Source organism: Kovacikia sp. CALU 1929, from assembly GCF_056784235.1.
On sequence record NZ_JBXBCF010000060.1, the window covers coordinates 74,711 to 88,514 of the forward strand.

The following is a 13,804-nucleotide window of genomic DNA, read 5'->3' on the forward strand; positions in this document are numbered from 1 at the left end:
CCCTGAATCACGTGTTTATCCAAGTCAAAGAGCCTGAAAGCTATCAAGGAAAGAGCCATCAAGAAAAGAGCTATCAAGAAAATTCCTTTCGCTTTCTTGATACCCTATCTAAACTGATTATTCTGTTTGGTATTTTTATTCGTCTGAGTCAGTATTTGAGCAATCGTTCCCTCTGGGGAGATGAAGCAGGCATTACGCTAAATATTGTCAATCGTTCCTACTTGGAACTGCTGCAACCGCTGGATCATAATCAAGCAGCCCCACCAGGATTTCTTTGGGCTGAGAAGCTGGCTGTTCAGCTATTTGGACAGAGTGAATATTCTCTGCGCCTGTTTCCATTAATTGCTGGCATTGTTTCTTTGATTGCGCTCTACCAATTAGGCAAATGGAGTGTATCTGCGATCGCCCTACCGATTGCGTTAACGCTAATGGCTTGCTTAAAATATCCCCTTTACTACGCTACGGAGGTGAAACAATACTCCAGTGATGTCATGGTGGCATCGCTGCTCTGTTTAGTCCTGGTTTCACTACGAGACAAAATTCTGGGAAGAAAAGGGATTGTTTTGCTGGCGCTCTCTGGCATCGCTGCCATCTGGTTCTCGCACCCTGCCATTTTTGTATTGGGGGGAATTGAACTTGCAAACCTGGTTACGGTTTCTGGTAAACGACGAAAAGCTATTTTGATTAACCGTTTACCTGTCTATGTGATTTGGGCGGTTAGCTTTGTCAGCCTCTACTTCTTAGTAACCGCAACCTTAATGAAAAATACGGCTCTCAAAAGTGCGTGGAGTCCTGAGTATCCAAAATCTATCTTTGATGTGGTTTGGTTACTAGACTCGTTGGGCAGATTTTTCTACCGACCGCTAGGCTTTCTCAATGATATGGATGCGATCGCGGTTTTTGCCTTCATTATTGGCTGTGTTGTTTTTCTAAGACGAAATAAGATAAAACTATTGATTTTAATCTCTCCAATCATTGCAACCTTAATCGCCAGTTATCTTCACAAATATCCTTTCCGTTCTCGTCTAATCCTGTTTCTGATCCCATTTTTTATTCTAATTCTTGCAGAAGGAACCGCCTTTCTGCTGTCTCATTTTAATCAGAAGAAACATCGGTCTTTTGCCGTGGTAGGAGTACTCGTTACCTGTTTACTTCTCTTACCCCCGCTATTTCGAGCCAGCAGCTTTGTGTTTTATCCAGAAACCCGGCAGGAACTTCGACCCGTGATGGAATATATCAATGCCCATCAAAGTCCAGCGGATGCCATTTATGTCGGTGGCGAAACCTCTGACGACCAGTTCAAATATTACGCCACCCTACACGGATACTCGGCAGCAGATTATGTGTTTGGCTATCCAGGATTCTTCAGCCCACAGGGTTTTTCCGAACAAGCCTGGAAAACCTTCTGGAGCGAATCAAGCGTACTGAAGAACAAAAAGCGGGTATGGTTTGTTTTCTCCGGGCTAAAGCGGCCCCCCAAACTTCAGGTCAAGCCTTATCTGGATCAGATGGGGCAGGAAATTGATTTCTTCAGTCAACCAGGTGCCTTCACCTATCTCTATCAGATTTCCCCCACCTGACCTCTGGCAGATGCTTGTCAATGCCTCAATAGACCCTCACCCATCCATCAAAGTTGAACTGAACCCAACCATCGCCCCTTGCTGAACGCTCACTTGGGCGTAGTTCTATCTGAAAAGTTGTAGCATTTGGTTTAGTGACCACCGCTTGCAGCGATCGCGCCGCCATACTCCAGAAAGCAAAGGAAAAATCATCAGGCACACCGCCTGCCTTGGCCCAGTTGAATTGAGTTTGCTGTCCTGGACGCAAAGAGATATAACCGGAGCTAATGGAAGATTGAAGCGTAATGTCATTAGGGGTTCGGTTAATTACCCGCAAGAGAAGCCGTTGCCCAGGGGTATACCTCACAGTCCGGCGTCCGCCAAATTCATCCCGTGTCTGGGCAGCCACTTGAGGGGGATAGCCACTCTGCCCACCGCCCAACAGAAACGTAAGGGTTGCACAAGCTATAAGGGGTTTCAGCAATTTTTAACCTTAACTCTTCACATTTATTCTTCCCACACCCTTTATACAGTGACCATAGGATAAAGATAAACCTATGCCATTAATTACAGTTTTGCCAGAAGGACTTTACTGCCAACCTGGAAACTTTTTTATTGACCCCTGGAAAGCAGTCGATGTTGCCCTGATAACCCATGCTCACTCTGATCACGCCCGCTCTGGCTCCAGCCTTTACCTTGCCACCCAAATTTCAGAAGGGATCCTGAGAAAACGCCTGGGAGAATCCGTTAACCTGCAAGACGTTGAGTATGGCGAGAAGATTAAGCTTGGCGATACCTGGATCTCCTTTCATCCTGCCGGACATGTTTTGGGATCTGCTCAGATTCGGATCGAACATCGAGATGAAGTTTGGGTTGTTTCTGGTGACTATAAGCGCTGCGCCGATCCCACCTGTAGCCCTTTTGAGGTTGTCCCCTGCGATACCTTCATTACCGAGGCAACCTTTGGTTTACCCATCTACCAATGGGACTCTGGCGCAGAAATCTGCCGCACAATCTATAACTGGTGGCAAGGTGATTTAGACAGACCCTCCCTTTTGTTTTGCTATGCCTTCGGTAAAGCACAGCGAGTTTTAGGCGAACTGCGAAAATTCACCGATCAGCCTATTTATGTTCACGGTGCCATTCATGGACTCACGGAGATCTATCGTGGGGTTGGAGTAGAAATGGTGCCAACAATCCCCGCGTCTGAGATGCCCCGGAGCTACAAATTTAAAGGAGATTTAGTCCTGGCTCCTCCCTCAGGGCACCGTTCCAGTTGGATGAAGCGCTTCCAGCAGCCCCAAACCGCTTTTGCCTCTGGTTGGATGGCGGTTCGCGGTGCCCGTCGTCATCGGGGGTATGAGCGAGGATTTGCCCTGTCTGACCATGCCGACTGGCAAGGTCTGGTGAATACGGTTTTGCAAACAGGCGCTAAAACCGTCTATGTCACCCACGGACAAAGTGAAGTTCTGTCTCGTTACCTGAGCGAAGTTCACAGACTGAATGCATTGCCTTTGAAGACCCTGTTTGAAGGAGAAGGGGATATCTAGAAGACTGGAATTTTTACACCAGGCGCTCTTAGCGATCGCCCTTGGGCGCGTTATAAATCCAGAAATCCAACTCCCGGCGAATCGCTTCCCGGTCGGATCCTGGATTGCTGTAGTAAAGTTGGTGGCGAAGTTCACGAATGATGGCTGCTCGATTTCTCATGGCTTGTCATTCCCATAGTGGAATGTAGACGGTTTGTTTATATATTCATAGTAGCTAAATGTCGGCAGGCAATCTTCACCAGATTGAATGAACCCTATCAGGTGAGAGGGAGACTCTAGCCATACAGCTACCCAAGCGTCAGAGTAATAAGCACAGGACTAGTGTTCCGTCAGGAAATTTTGATGGGTTGCAGATCCTCAAAACTTAACCCTCACTGACTTCCTGGAAATTCTCTACCCGTCAAATTCAATTTGACACTGCACTGGTCATAGGGAATGGTGATTGGGAGGGTCTCCTCCTTGAAGATCACTTCCAGGTCATATATGCCAAGCTATAGTAGACGGCGGTATGCTAATGAGGGAATCGCCTCAACTTGACAGCCATTTCCACTTGACGTAGCCACACCCATGACCGGTTACCCATGACCAAAAACCGTGGCTTATCTCCTTTGAAAATTGCTCAGAATAAACCATTCTGAATCGATGAATCTGTGACATCTAACCACCCCCTCCAGACAATTCCTGATTCCCCAAAATCTAGCAAAGAAGCTGGGCTGGCTCCTCTGCTGCTAACGGTTGTTGAATTGGTGCGACAGTTGATGGAAGCACAGGTCATTCGTCGGATGGAGGTAGGAGAACTGAGTGATGAAGAACTCGATCGCGCCGCTGAGAGCTTACGCAAGTTAGAAGAACAGGTCATTGAAACCTGTAAAATTTTTGACGTTGACCCGGCTGATTTGAATATTGACCTTGGTGAAGTGGGGACACTCCTGCCCAAATCCGGCGGCTACTACCCCGGTGCAACTTCCTCCAGTCCCACCATCCTCGAACTGCTCGATCGCCTGCTCAATACTGGTGTTGTAGTTCAAGGTGAAGTCGATCTGGGTCTGGCAGACATTGACCTGATTCATGCCAAACTGCAACTAGTACTTACCTCAAAACCGATTTGATGAAGGGAGAAGTTGAAAGTTGGGAGTTTTGAAGATAATGCGAATTGTCATTCGTCATTTTTCATTCGTAAATATTTATGGCCAACGACCAATGACCAATGACCAATGACCAATGACCTCTTTCAGCAAGAGATTCTGCAAAATTTAGGGGAACTCTAAGCCTAGATTCAAGTAATCTTCATCTCACTGCCCCTATGAGCAACGGACTTTATCTGTACGGAATTTTTCCCGCCCCCGGTCCCCAGGGCTTGGTACTCGAAGGTTTAGATAAGCAGCCTGTTTTGAATCAACTCGTGGATGGTTTTGTTTTCCTCTACTCTGAGGCACAGCAAGAACGTTATCTGGCAAGCCGGAAGAACCTGCTTGGGCATGAACGAGTACTAGAACAGGCAATGCAGGCAGGCTACCCAACGTTGCTCCCCCTCCAGTTTGGGCTAATTATTCAAGACTGGAGCACTGTGACACAGCAGTTGACCGCTCCGCATGGGGAAAGCATGAAAAAGCTGTTTGCCAAGCTGGAAGGGCAACGGGAAGTTGGCATCAAACTATTTTGGACCCAGGACACTGAACTACAAATGCTGCTGGATGAGAATCAAGACCTCAAAGCTAAACGCGATGGACTGGAAGGAAAAAATTTGAGCATGGATGAGGTGGTTTCAATTGGGCAGGCGATCGAACGGGCAATGGAAAACCGAAAGCAGGATATCATCACAGCATTCCGTGAAACTCTCAACCCCCTTGCCACCGAAGTCGTTGAAAACGATACGTTGACTGAGTCCATGATTTACAACGCAGCATACCTGATTCCCTGGGATGCAGAACCGATCTTTAGTAACCAGGTACAAAGCCTGGATCACGACTTCGACGAACGGTTAAAGATTCGCTACAACAACCTGACCGCCCCTTACAACTTTACCCAGCTAGTAGATTAGGTGGTAAGGAAGTAGGTGTCAGGTCAGGCATCAGGTGTCAGGGGAAGTAGGCGGTAGGCAGCCAGTATCCTTCATCCTTCTCCATAAACTGCAAAACTTAAAACTCTTAACTCTTAACTCCTATGGTTTTCCGTCTTCTTTTTACTCCCGTTACAGGACTCGCCTGGATTGCTGAACAAATCCAGGAACGAGCGGATACAGAACTGGATGACAAGGAAAATTTACACAAGCGGCTGCTCACTCTGCAACTTGCTTTTGATATGGGTGAGATGTCGGAAGAAGAGTTTGAAGAGCAAGAGGAAGCTTTGCTGTTGGCAATTCAGGCGGTTGAGGATGCTGAGCGAGCCGAGGCTGAACAAGCCGAAGCTGAAGACTGATTTGTAGTGGTTTCAACTCGCCTATAAGCCTATCCGAAAACTTTCTGAGTCTAGTACTGCGCTTTGGCAGTTAATGCTTTTCGATAGGCTTTAAATGCAATTCATCGGCAAAAGCGCTCAACTGTGCCGCTAGTTGTTGCTGTCTATAGGCAAAGTTGGTGATTTACCTGAGAAACAGTCTGGTTTTTGCGGTGTTTTCATAGGCAGGGTTTTGAGCCTTGGTAAACAATCCAGGCTAACTGGCTCTTGATTGTTAAAATATTAGTTTGTTTTCAATAAGCCAACATGTCTTCGATCTCGGTTGAAATTCTGCTGATCCTGCTGCTAATCATTGCCAATGGAATCTTTTCAGGTTCAGAAATTGCAGTGGTTTCTGTCCGCAAAGTCCGGTTAGAGCAGTTAGCAGAGCGGGGCAACCGTAAGGCACGAGTTGCACTGACGATGGCAAATGCTCCAAATGATTTTCTCTCAACGGTGCAAATTGGTATTACGCTGATTGGCATTCTAAGTGGTGCGGTGGGCGGTGCCACCCTTGCTCAACGATTAAAGCCCGTATTTGACGGTATTCCTGCTTTACAGCCTTATAGCGAGGGCATCAGTGTTGCGATTGTCGTGACAATCATCACTTATCTATCGCTGGTGATTGGCGAATTGGTACCAAAACGGATTGCTCTTAACGATCCAGAACAGATTGCCTGTACCGTTGCCCAACCGATGCGGTTTCTTTCCCGCCTGACGGCACCGATTGTTTATATTCTGGGGATTTCAACGGATGCCTTGCTCAAGCTACTAGGGATTAGAGCTTCGGACGAACCCGATATTACCGAGGAAGAAATCAGAGTGCTGATTCGGCAAGGGGCGGAATCTGGGATGTTTGAGGAAGCAGAGCAGGCAATGGTTGAGCGGGTTTTCCGGTTGGGAGATCGCCCGATCAAAGCAATCATGACTCCTCGAACTGAAATTGATTGGTTAGATATAGAGTCCTCTTTAGAGGAAAATTTGCAAGAGGTCATGGGGAGTAACCACTCTCGCTTTCCGGTTGGGCAGGGTAGCTTGGATAAATGCATTGGAGTCGTTCGTGGTAGCAGTTTGTTAACTGCTCAATTGTCTGGTCAATCTGTCAACCTGGAGGCAATGATTCAAGCACCCCTGTATGTGACAGAAAGCGCCCGTGCCCTGAATGTAATTGAACAGTTCAAACAAACAGGCGTTCATATTGCTTTAGTGACGGATGAATATGGTGGAATTGAGGGCTTGGTGACCCTGAATGACTTGATGGAGGCGATCGTGGGTGATTTGCCTTCCCTGGAAGACCAGGATGATCCCCTAATTATTCAACGCGAGGATGGCTCCTGGCTTGTAGATGGTTCGCTGGACATTAATGATTTGAAAGACTTGGTTGAGAAGGAGTCATTGCCGGACGAAACAACAGGTAGTTTCCACACGCTGGGTGGGTTTGTGATGCATTTTCTGGAACATGTCCCTCGATCTGGCGAGCATTTTGAGTGGAGTGGGCTGCGCTTTGAAGTTGTCGATATGGATGGGATACGGGTCGATAAGATCCTAGTCACGCCACTGGCTTCAGAGAGTACGATATCTGAAGATCCCTTTTAATTGATTTCAGCTTCAATGCCCTCCCGATGTCGCATTGCGGCAGCAACCGCTCCTTCTACATCACCTGTGGCAATGTAGTCGAGAATTTCACTGTGCTCATCTTTCGTGCAGACGGGCATAGCTTTTAACTCTCAACTACTTGGCAAAGTAATCTCAAATACCGTTCCCTCCCCTGGTTTCGATCGCACCGTAATGGTGCCATTCATGCCCTCTACCAACGTTTTGACAATCGCTAATCCTAAACCATGCCCGCCTGTTGAACGGGCACGGGCTTCATCGACCCGGTAAAAGCGTTCAAAAATGCGACTCTGATCCTGAAGGGGAATACCAACTCCGCGATCGCTGACCTGAATCACGGCTTGCTGATCAACCCGTTCGACGGTTAACTCAATCGGCTGGTCAAATTCTGAATATTTAACCGCATTATCAATCAAGTTAATCAACACCTGCTTCAGGCGATCGCGGTCTATGATGGCTTCCACTTCTTCTCCTGCCTCAACGCTAATAAGGCGATGACTAAATTTTTCTGCCATACCTGCCACTTCAGCCATCAGATCATTCAAAACGATCGGCTCCAGATGGTAATGCATATAACCGCTATCTGCCCGTGCCAGGTCTAGTAAATCCTGAAGCAAACGCACCGTGCGATCGGCTTCTGATGCCGCCGTTTCCAGTGCCTCTTGCTGATAGGCATTCAGGTTGTTGCTGCGCCGTAATAGACTTTGCAAATAGCCTACTACAACAGTCAACGGGGTGCGTAACTCATGGGAAACATTGCTAACAAACTGACGCTGTTGTTCCCAGGCATCCGAAAGGCGGGACAGCATCATATTAAAGGTTTGAGCCAGTTCCTTCACTTCGCTTGGCGCATGGCTCAGGTGTAGCTTTGCCTGATCCAGATCGTCCGCTGAAATTGCCCCTGCCATCTGACTCATATCCTCTAAAGGCTGGAGCGATCGCCGGATCCGCAGGGCGATCGCAACTAGAGTAAACGTGATTGCCAGAATGCAAACAGCCGCTAAACTCTGGATGGCAGTGACGAGTTGCTGCTGATCCTCGGTCACGTCCTGCGCTATGTAAACCTTACCTAGCACCTTTCCATGCACCGTTACCGAATTCTCACATAAAATCAGGTATCGATTACCCACCTCATAGACTTGCGGTTTGAGCGGCATCTCTGTAATTAACATCAGCTTCTCTGTTACAGACAATGACGAGTCCATCGCACCGGATTGCGCTAGAAACTTTTGACCGTCCGTGCTTTTGACCCAGATGACTAAACCCGGCACAGAGACTTTATCAATCGTCTTTTGCAACCCTGTTTTAACCGGCAACATTTCACTGTAAAGTTCTACGTCCCGGGAAAAGCGGGTTGCCAGATATTCAATTCCCTGGGTATGAGTTGCAATCAAAATCTGCTGCATCTTCCAACTGGTCCAGATGGCGACACTACCCAGGCATAAAACTAGAAGCGCAGCAATTTCAGCCGTGAGACGAAACTGGAGCGATGCGGGGTCGAAATGCCTCTGCCTGACTTGACGAATCGTCCCCTTGAGTTTGTGAATCAGTTGCATTAGTCCGTTCCAATCAAGGGATCCCAGGAGTCAAGGGAATCAAGCAGCAGCGGTTCAAGAAAGAAAGGCAACTACATCTAACTAACAATGTAGTCGAAGTACTTTTCTAGGAATGATGGGGTTCTAACGAAAACATTAGTTTTTGCTGAGAAGTCCTCATCTTCAAACCCCAGTAGTGCTGGGATGAAATTTGACTTTCTGACAAACGTTTGACAAGCCTTCTAGAATGGAATTCTTGAGGGGTTAATTTCGGGGTAGATGGAGACAACAGCCCAAATGTTTTCATGATCCCTGAATTAAAATCCCTTCTATAGTTGAGAAAGTAACCGGCTTCGCTGCGATCGCTACTCAGGAAAAACCCAATGCTTGCAACCCCTCTCCTCCGTTCTAAAGAACTACCTACCCTGCAATACACCTCCACGCCTGACCAGTTTGACCGAACCTGGGAGTCTCCCCTATCTACCCTACTGGGCTTGGGACGCGCTGCCGGAGCAGACTTTGTCGAGTTCTTTCTAGAACGGGTTAATTACATTAGCTGTCTGGCAGAAGATGACTCGATTACCAGTATCTCTCCTCGCCTTTCCACAGGAGCAGGGGTGCGCGTCTTTCGGGGGCACGCCGATTGTTACGTCAGCACCAACAACCTGACTTTCTCTGGGTTGAAGGCAGCGTTAGAAAAAGGGCTATCGATCCTGGGTTTACAACTTCCTGCCCCCGGTGCATTTGTCCCTGAAATCAACCTGGAACCATTACGAGACTATGCCACCCTGCGGGGCAAAGAGTCCTGGTTGACCCAGTGCAGTTCCATGCGCGAGATGGGAGAAGTGTTACTGGATGCGAACGCCCGTCTGGACCAGAAAGCTAGCCATGTCCAGTCCCGCCGTGTCGTCTATTTCCGGGATTGGCAGGAAGTGATGGTTGCTTCCAGTGACGGCACCTTCGCCAGAGATATTCGCCTTACTCAGTCCGTGGGCTACAACCTCCTGTGTGCCGATGGTGCCCACCGTTCTTCCATTTCTGAACGGTCAGGAAACACAGGCGACCCCAACTTCCTCCGGAGTTGGGACTTCCCATCGGCGGCTGAGGGAATTGCGGAATCCGCTGGCAAAATGCTCTACGCCGACTATGTCGAATCGGGCACTTACCCAATCATCATGGCGAACAAATTCGGTGGGGTCATCTTCCACGAAGCCTGCGGGCACCTGTTGGAGACGACTCAGATCGAGAAGCGCGTCACCCCCTTCCTGGACAAGAAGGGAGAAAAGATTGCCCACGAAAGCCTGACTGCCTGGGATGAAGGGCTGACTTCAGACGCTTTTGGCACGATTGACATGGACGATGAGGGGATGCCCGCCCAGCGTACCCTCCTGATTGAAAAAGGTGTACTGAAAAACTTCCTGGCAGACCGGGCAGGCTCCGCTCGCACGGGGCACCCCCGTACCGGCAGTGGTCGGCGGCAAAACTATACCTATGCTGCTGCCTCTCGGATGCGGAATACCTACATTGCTCCCGGAGACCACTCCCTGGATGAGTTATTTGCCTCCATTGACAGGGGCATTTATTGCAAGAAGATGGGTGGCGGCAGTGTGGGTGCAACGGGGCAGTTCAACTTTGCGGTGGATGAGGCGTACCTGATTGAAAATGGCAAACTGACCAAACCGCTCAAGGGCGCGACCTTAATTGGCGAAGCAAAGGAAATTATGAACAAAATTTCCATGTGCTCCAACGACCTGGATTTAGCCGCCGGGTTCTGCGGTTCCGTCAGCGGCAGTGTCTATGTCACTGTAGGGCAACCCCACATCAAGGTGGATGCCATCACCGTTGGTGGACGGTAGAAGTCGATTCAAGTGAGATCAGACCTCCGATTTTTTCAAAAAAATCGGAGGTCTTTTAGAAGGCGCGATGGTGAAGTTGTGCGGCAAATCATGAGGTGGGGTATGGCAGTACTGCGAGAGTTGCCCTGGTATCAAGATATCTTGCGAGAAGGAGAACGTCAGGGTGAGCATAAGGGGTAGTACTAAAACCTGTAGTTGGGCGATCTGATCGTGCGGATAGACCTGCGAGGTTTTTGAAAACCTCGCAGGTCTGGAGTGGTCTGAAATTTGAATTGGCTAAAGTCGAGTCCAAAAAGCTGGGAACCTGGTTTTAGTCTGAATTCAAAAACCTGGCAACCGTCTGCACATCTTTGTCGCCGCGACCAGAGCAGTTGATTACAATGCGTGGATTGCCTGCCAATTGGGAACACAGGGTTTCCAGGTAAGCGATCGCATGGGCAGTTTCCAGGGCTGGAATAATCCCTTCCAGTTGGGAAAGCTTCTGGAACGCGACGAGGGCTTCCTGGTCAGTGATGCCGTAGTACTCAGCCCGCTCACTGTCTTTCAAAAAGCTGTGTTCTGGTCCCACACCGGGGTAGTCCAGACCAGCGCTGATTGAGTGCGGCTCAATGACCTGTCCGTCTTCGTCTTGCAATAGGTAGCTCATGGCTCCATGCAGCACACCTACCCTTCCACGGGTCAGGGTGGCAGCATGTTTTTCCGTATCCACCCCTTCACCCGCTGCCTCAATCCCAATCATGCGAACAGAGGGGTCATTCACAAACTCGTGGAACAGTCCCATCGCGTTGGAACCCCCACCCACACAAGCCAGCAAAATGTCAGGCAAGCCGCCCCACTTCTCCTGACATTGGGCACGGGTTTCCTGTCCAATGATTGCCTGAAAGTCCCGTACCAGCATGGGATAGGGGTGAGGTCCCGCAACGGAACCGAGAATATAGTGGGTGGTTTCCACATTCGTCACCCAGTCCCGAATTGCTTCGGAAGTTGCATCCTTCAAAGTGCCTGTGCCTGCCTCAACGGGGGATACCTCTGCCCCCATCAGCCGCATCCGAAACACGTTGAGTGCCTGCCGCTCCATGTCATGCACGCCCATGTAAATGATGCATTGCAAACCAAAGCGGGCACAGACTGTGGCGGTGGCAACGCCATGCTGTCCGGCTCCAGTCTCGGCAATAATTCGCTGCTTGCCCATCCGCTTTGCCAGCAACACCTGTGCCAGCGCATTATTGATTTTGTGCGCTCCCGTATGGTTGAGGTCTTCCCGTTTCAGGTAAATCTGCGGTCCCGTTCCATCGGGGCGAGTGTAATGAGCGGTGAGCCGTTCAGCAAAATAGAGAGGGCTGGGCCGCCCGACATAATCCCGCAGAAGTCCTTGAAGCTCGGTTTGAAAGTCCGGGTCATTTCTGTACTGGTAAAAAGCCGTTTCTAACTCTGCCAGTGCAGGCATCAGGGTTTCGGGCACATACTTCCCACCAAACTTGCCAAAGCGTCCCAGGGCATCGGGACGCTGAGCAGAGGGGTTAGGGGTTGACGAAAGGTTGGAAGGAAGGGGTGTTGTGGTCACAGAACTGGCTGAATGGAAGGACTCCCCACATTATAATAAAGCGCGATCGCTTCTTCCATTGCTTGAGCCGGTTGAGGTAGCACCTCTTCGGCTTCATACTCACCAATTGCTGAATCAGTTTTGCTACCAGCCTAGTCCACCCCGTTTGATGACTGCTCCTATTCCAGCTCCATTGTCACCGTGGAACTCTTCGTAGAACCCAACCATCGATCGCCCCTTCATTTCAATCTGCTGATCGTCTGGACAAATGCAGCCTATTGTAATCAAAACCATCTTGCTCACTTCACAGAGCGATCGCAAAGAATAATCGGCGATCGCTCAAATAATTTCCCAGCGCCGCCAGTGAGTGTGGTGAGTCAGCGCTTCTTCTAACCGAATTTATTCTTGAGTACGAGTTGTCACAGTAAGTCTTACCTTGTGAAGAAATCAGGGCTTGTATACAGCGGTTCTCATGCTGGTGCGGTGCAAACTAGTGGTTTGTTATGAGTCATTAGTCATTCGTCCTTTGTGGGCGACCAATGACCAATGACCAATGACCAATAATCAATGACCAATGACCACCAAAAACGTACCTCACAAAGCTGAGAATTGCTATAGATCAATTCACTGCTTAGAGTATTGAATTCGTGCCCTAAAGGGGGTTGAGACGTTGATTAAAAACGAATGAGAAAATAACCAATTGGGTAATTAACGATTGTCAAATTTTTCGTTGATCATTTGTATAGCCTTTCCCTCAGCCATCAATTCCACGAACTGCGACCAACATACCCAATCCAACATACCTAATTCCTGACATCTACTACTGGGTCCCAAACAGGCGATCGCCCGCATCCCCCAGTCCCGGAATAATATAGCCATGCTCATCCAGCCCTTCATCGATCGCAGCCGTATAGATGGGCACATCGGGATGCTGTTCATGGAAATTGATAATTCCCTCTGGTGCTGCCAGCAGACATACCAGCTTCAAAGATCTGGGATTCGTTTCCTTCAACCGTTGAACCGCTGCCGATGCTGAGTTTCCCGTTGCTACCATCGGATCGACCACCAGCATATCCCGCTCCTCAGTATCGTGAGGCAGCTTGAAATAGTATTCAACCGGAATTAGGGTCGAGGGTTCCCGATATAGCCCAATATGACCTACTCTGGCTGACGGCATCAGTTGCAACATACCATCCAAAATCCCCTGCCCCGCCCGCATAATTGTCACAATCACCAGCTTTTTGTCAGGAGCCAGGACTGGGGCGTGCATACTTGCCAGCGGCGTTTTGATCGGCTCATATTTAATCGGCAAATCCCGCGTCACCTCATATGCCAGCAACATACTGATTTCTGTCATCAGCGATCGAAATTTTGCCGTACTCGTCTCTACCCGACGCATCAGCGTTAGCTTGTGCTGAATCAGCGGGTGATCAATCACAATGACATTGCCAGACATGAAGGCTCCTTGTAGATGCAGGGAAGGGACGGTGGTAGGGGTCAGGTAGTCGGGTTAACAGTAGGAGTTGAGAGTTAAGAGTAAGAGTTGAGGGTTAGAGGGTAGGTCATGGGTCAGGGTCATCGGTCATTGGGGACTAAACCTCACCAACTCAGAACCCCGTATTTTTTCCGGGAAAAATCTCCAGTTCTCAACTTGGCTGAGGTTTAGGGGGCGGTTGCTAGAGTGACCCTCTAATCATTCAAAACTCAAAAC

14 protein-coding genes are annotated in these 13,804 nt (G+C 49.0%); 8 read left to right on the forward strand and 6 right to left on the reverse strand.

The window, feature by feature from the left end:
• The first annotated feature begins 11 nt into the window (after positions 1–11).
• Positions 12–1,580 (forward strand): glycosyltransferase family 39 protein, encoded by a 1,569-nt coding sequence (locus tag AC1S52_RS09165; protein ID WP_482028685.1) that lies wholly within the window; start codon positions 12–14, stop codon positions 1,578–1,580.
• A 25-nt stretch (positions 1,581–1,605) separates the two neighbouring features.
• Here the strand turns inward: AC1S52_RS09165 and AC1S52_RS09170 are convergent, their stop codons facing one another.
• Positions 1,606–2,043: a hypothetical protein gene (locus AC1S52_RS09170; RefSeq protein ID WP_482028686.1), complete on the reverse strand. Its 438-nt coding sequence runs from the start codon at positions 2,041–2,043 to the stop codon at positions 1,606–1,608.
• A 73-nt stretch (positions 2,044–2,116) separates the two neighbouring features.
• Here AC1S52_RS09170 and AC1S52_RS09175 point away from each other — a divergent pair, with 73 nt between their 5' ends.
• Positions 2,117–3,109 (forward strand): ligase-associated DNA damage response exonuclease, encoded by a 993-nt coding sequence (locus tag AC1S52_RS09175; protein WP_482028687.1) that lies wholly within the window; start codon positions 2,117–2,119, stop codon positions 3,107–3,109.
• A 28-nt stretch (positions 3,110–3,137) separates the two neighbouring features.
• Here AC1S52_RS09175 and AC1S52_RS09180 read toward each other — a convergent pair whose 3' ends face one another.
• The gene (locus AC1S52_RS09180; protein ID WP_482028688.1) at positions 3,138–3,269 is read right to left on the reverse strand and encodes a hypothetical protein; all 132 of its coding nucleotides are present in this window, start codon (positions 3,267–3,269) and stop codon (positions 3,138–3,140) included.
• 490 nt (positions 3,270–3,759) lie between these two features.
• Here AC1S52_RS09180 and AC1S52_RS09185 point away from each other — a divergent pair, with 490 nt between their 5' ends.
• The 4 genes from AC1S52_RS09185 (at position 3,760) to AC1S52_RS09200 (ending at position 7,141) form a co-directional block, all read left to right on the forward strand.
• The gene (locus tag AC1S52_RS09185) at positions 3,760–4,218 is read left to right on the forward strand and encodes a gas vesicle protein K (RefSeq protein WP_482028689.1); all 459 of its coding nucleotides are present in this window, start codon (positions 3,760–3,762) and stop codon (positions 4,216–4,218) included.
• 194 nt (positions 4,219–4,412) lie between these two features.
• On the forward strand, positions 4,413–5,150 hold the full coding sequence (gene gvpF / locus AC1S52_RS09190; protein ID WP_482028690.1) for a gas vesicle protein GvpF: 738 nt from the start codon (positions 4,413–4,415) through the stop codon (positions 5,148–5,150).
• Positions 5,151–5,272: 122 nt separating this feature from the next.
• Positions 5,273–5,527, forward strand: a complete 255-nt coding sequence (locus AC1S52_RS09195) for a gas vesicle protein GvpG (protein WP_482028691.1) — start codon at positions 5,273–5,275, stop codon at positions 5,525–5,527.
• A 285-nt stretch (positions 5,528–5,812) separates the two neighbouring features.
• Positions 5,813–7,141, forward strand: coding sequence for a hemolysin family protein (locus AC1S52_RS09200; RefSeq protein WP_482028692.1), 1,329 nt, complete (start codon positions 5,813–5,815; stop codon positions 7,139–7,141).
• On the opposite strand, the gene AC1S52_RS09205 is transcribed toward AC1S52_RS09200, so the two are convergent.
• Entirely contained in the window at positions 7,138–7,260 is a 123-nt protein-coding gene (locus AC1S52_RS09205) for a hypothetical protein (RefSeq protein WP_482028693.1), read from the reverse strand. The two genes, AC1S52_RS09200 and AC1S52_RS09205, sit on opposite strands and share 4 nt — an antisense overlap.
• 12 nt (positions 7,261–7,272) lie before the next feature.
• On the reverse strand, positions 7,273–8,715 hold the full coding sequence (locus tag AC1S52_RS09210; protein ID WP_482028694.1) for a sensor histidine kinase: 1,443 nt from the start codon (positions 8,713–8,715) through the stop codon (positions 7,273–7,275).
• A 362-nt stretch (positions 8,716–9,077) separates the two neighbouring features.
• Between AC1S52_RS09210 and AC1S52_RS09215 the strand changes: the two genes are divergently transcribed.
• Positions 9,078–10,550: a TldD/PmbA family protein gene (locus AC1S52_RS09215; protein ID WP_482028695.1), complete on the forward strand. Its 1,473-nt coding sequence runs from the start codon at positions 9,078–9,080 to the stop codon at positions 10,548–10,550.
• A 310-nt stretch (positions 10,551–10,860) separates the two neighbouring features.
• On the opposite strand, the gene trpB is transcribed toward AC1S52_RS09215, so the two are convergent.
• Positions 10,861–12,114: a tryptophan synthase subunit beta gene (gene trpB, locus AC1S52_RS09220; RefSeq protein WP_482028696.1), complete on the reverse strand. Its 1,254-nt coding sequence runs from the start codon at positions 12,112–12,114 to the stop codon at positions 10,861–10,863.
• Positions 12,115–12,294: 180 nt separating this feature from the next.
• Between trpB and AC1S52_RS09225 the strand changes: the two genes are divergently transcribed.
• A complete protein-coding gene (locus AC1S52_RS09225; RefSeq protein ID WP_482028697.1) occupies positions 12,295–12,486 on the forward strand; it encodes a hypothetical protein in 192 nt (63 codons plus the stop codon).
• A 427-nt stretch (positions 12,487–12,913) separates the two neighbouring features.
• On the opposite strand, the gene upp is transcribed toward AC1S52_RS09225, so the two are convergent.
• Positions 12,914–13,549 carry a uracil phosphoribosyltransferase gene (gene upp, locus AC1S52_RS09230; RefSeq protein WP_482028698.1) on the reverse strand — a complete coding sequence of 212 codons (636 nt, stop codon included), beginning with the start codon at positions 13,547–13,549 and terminating at the stop codon, positions 12,914–12,916.
• Between the last annotated feature and the right edge of the window lie 255 nt (positions 13,550–13,804).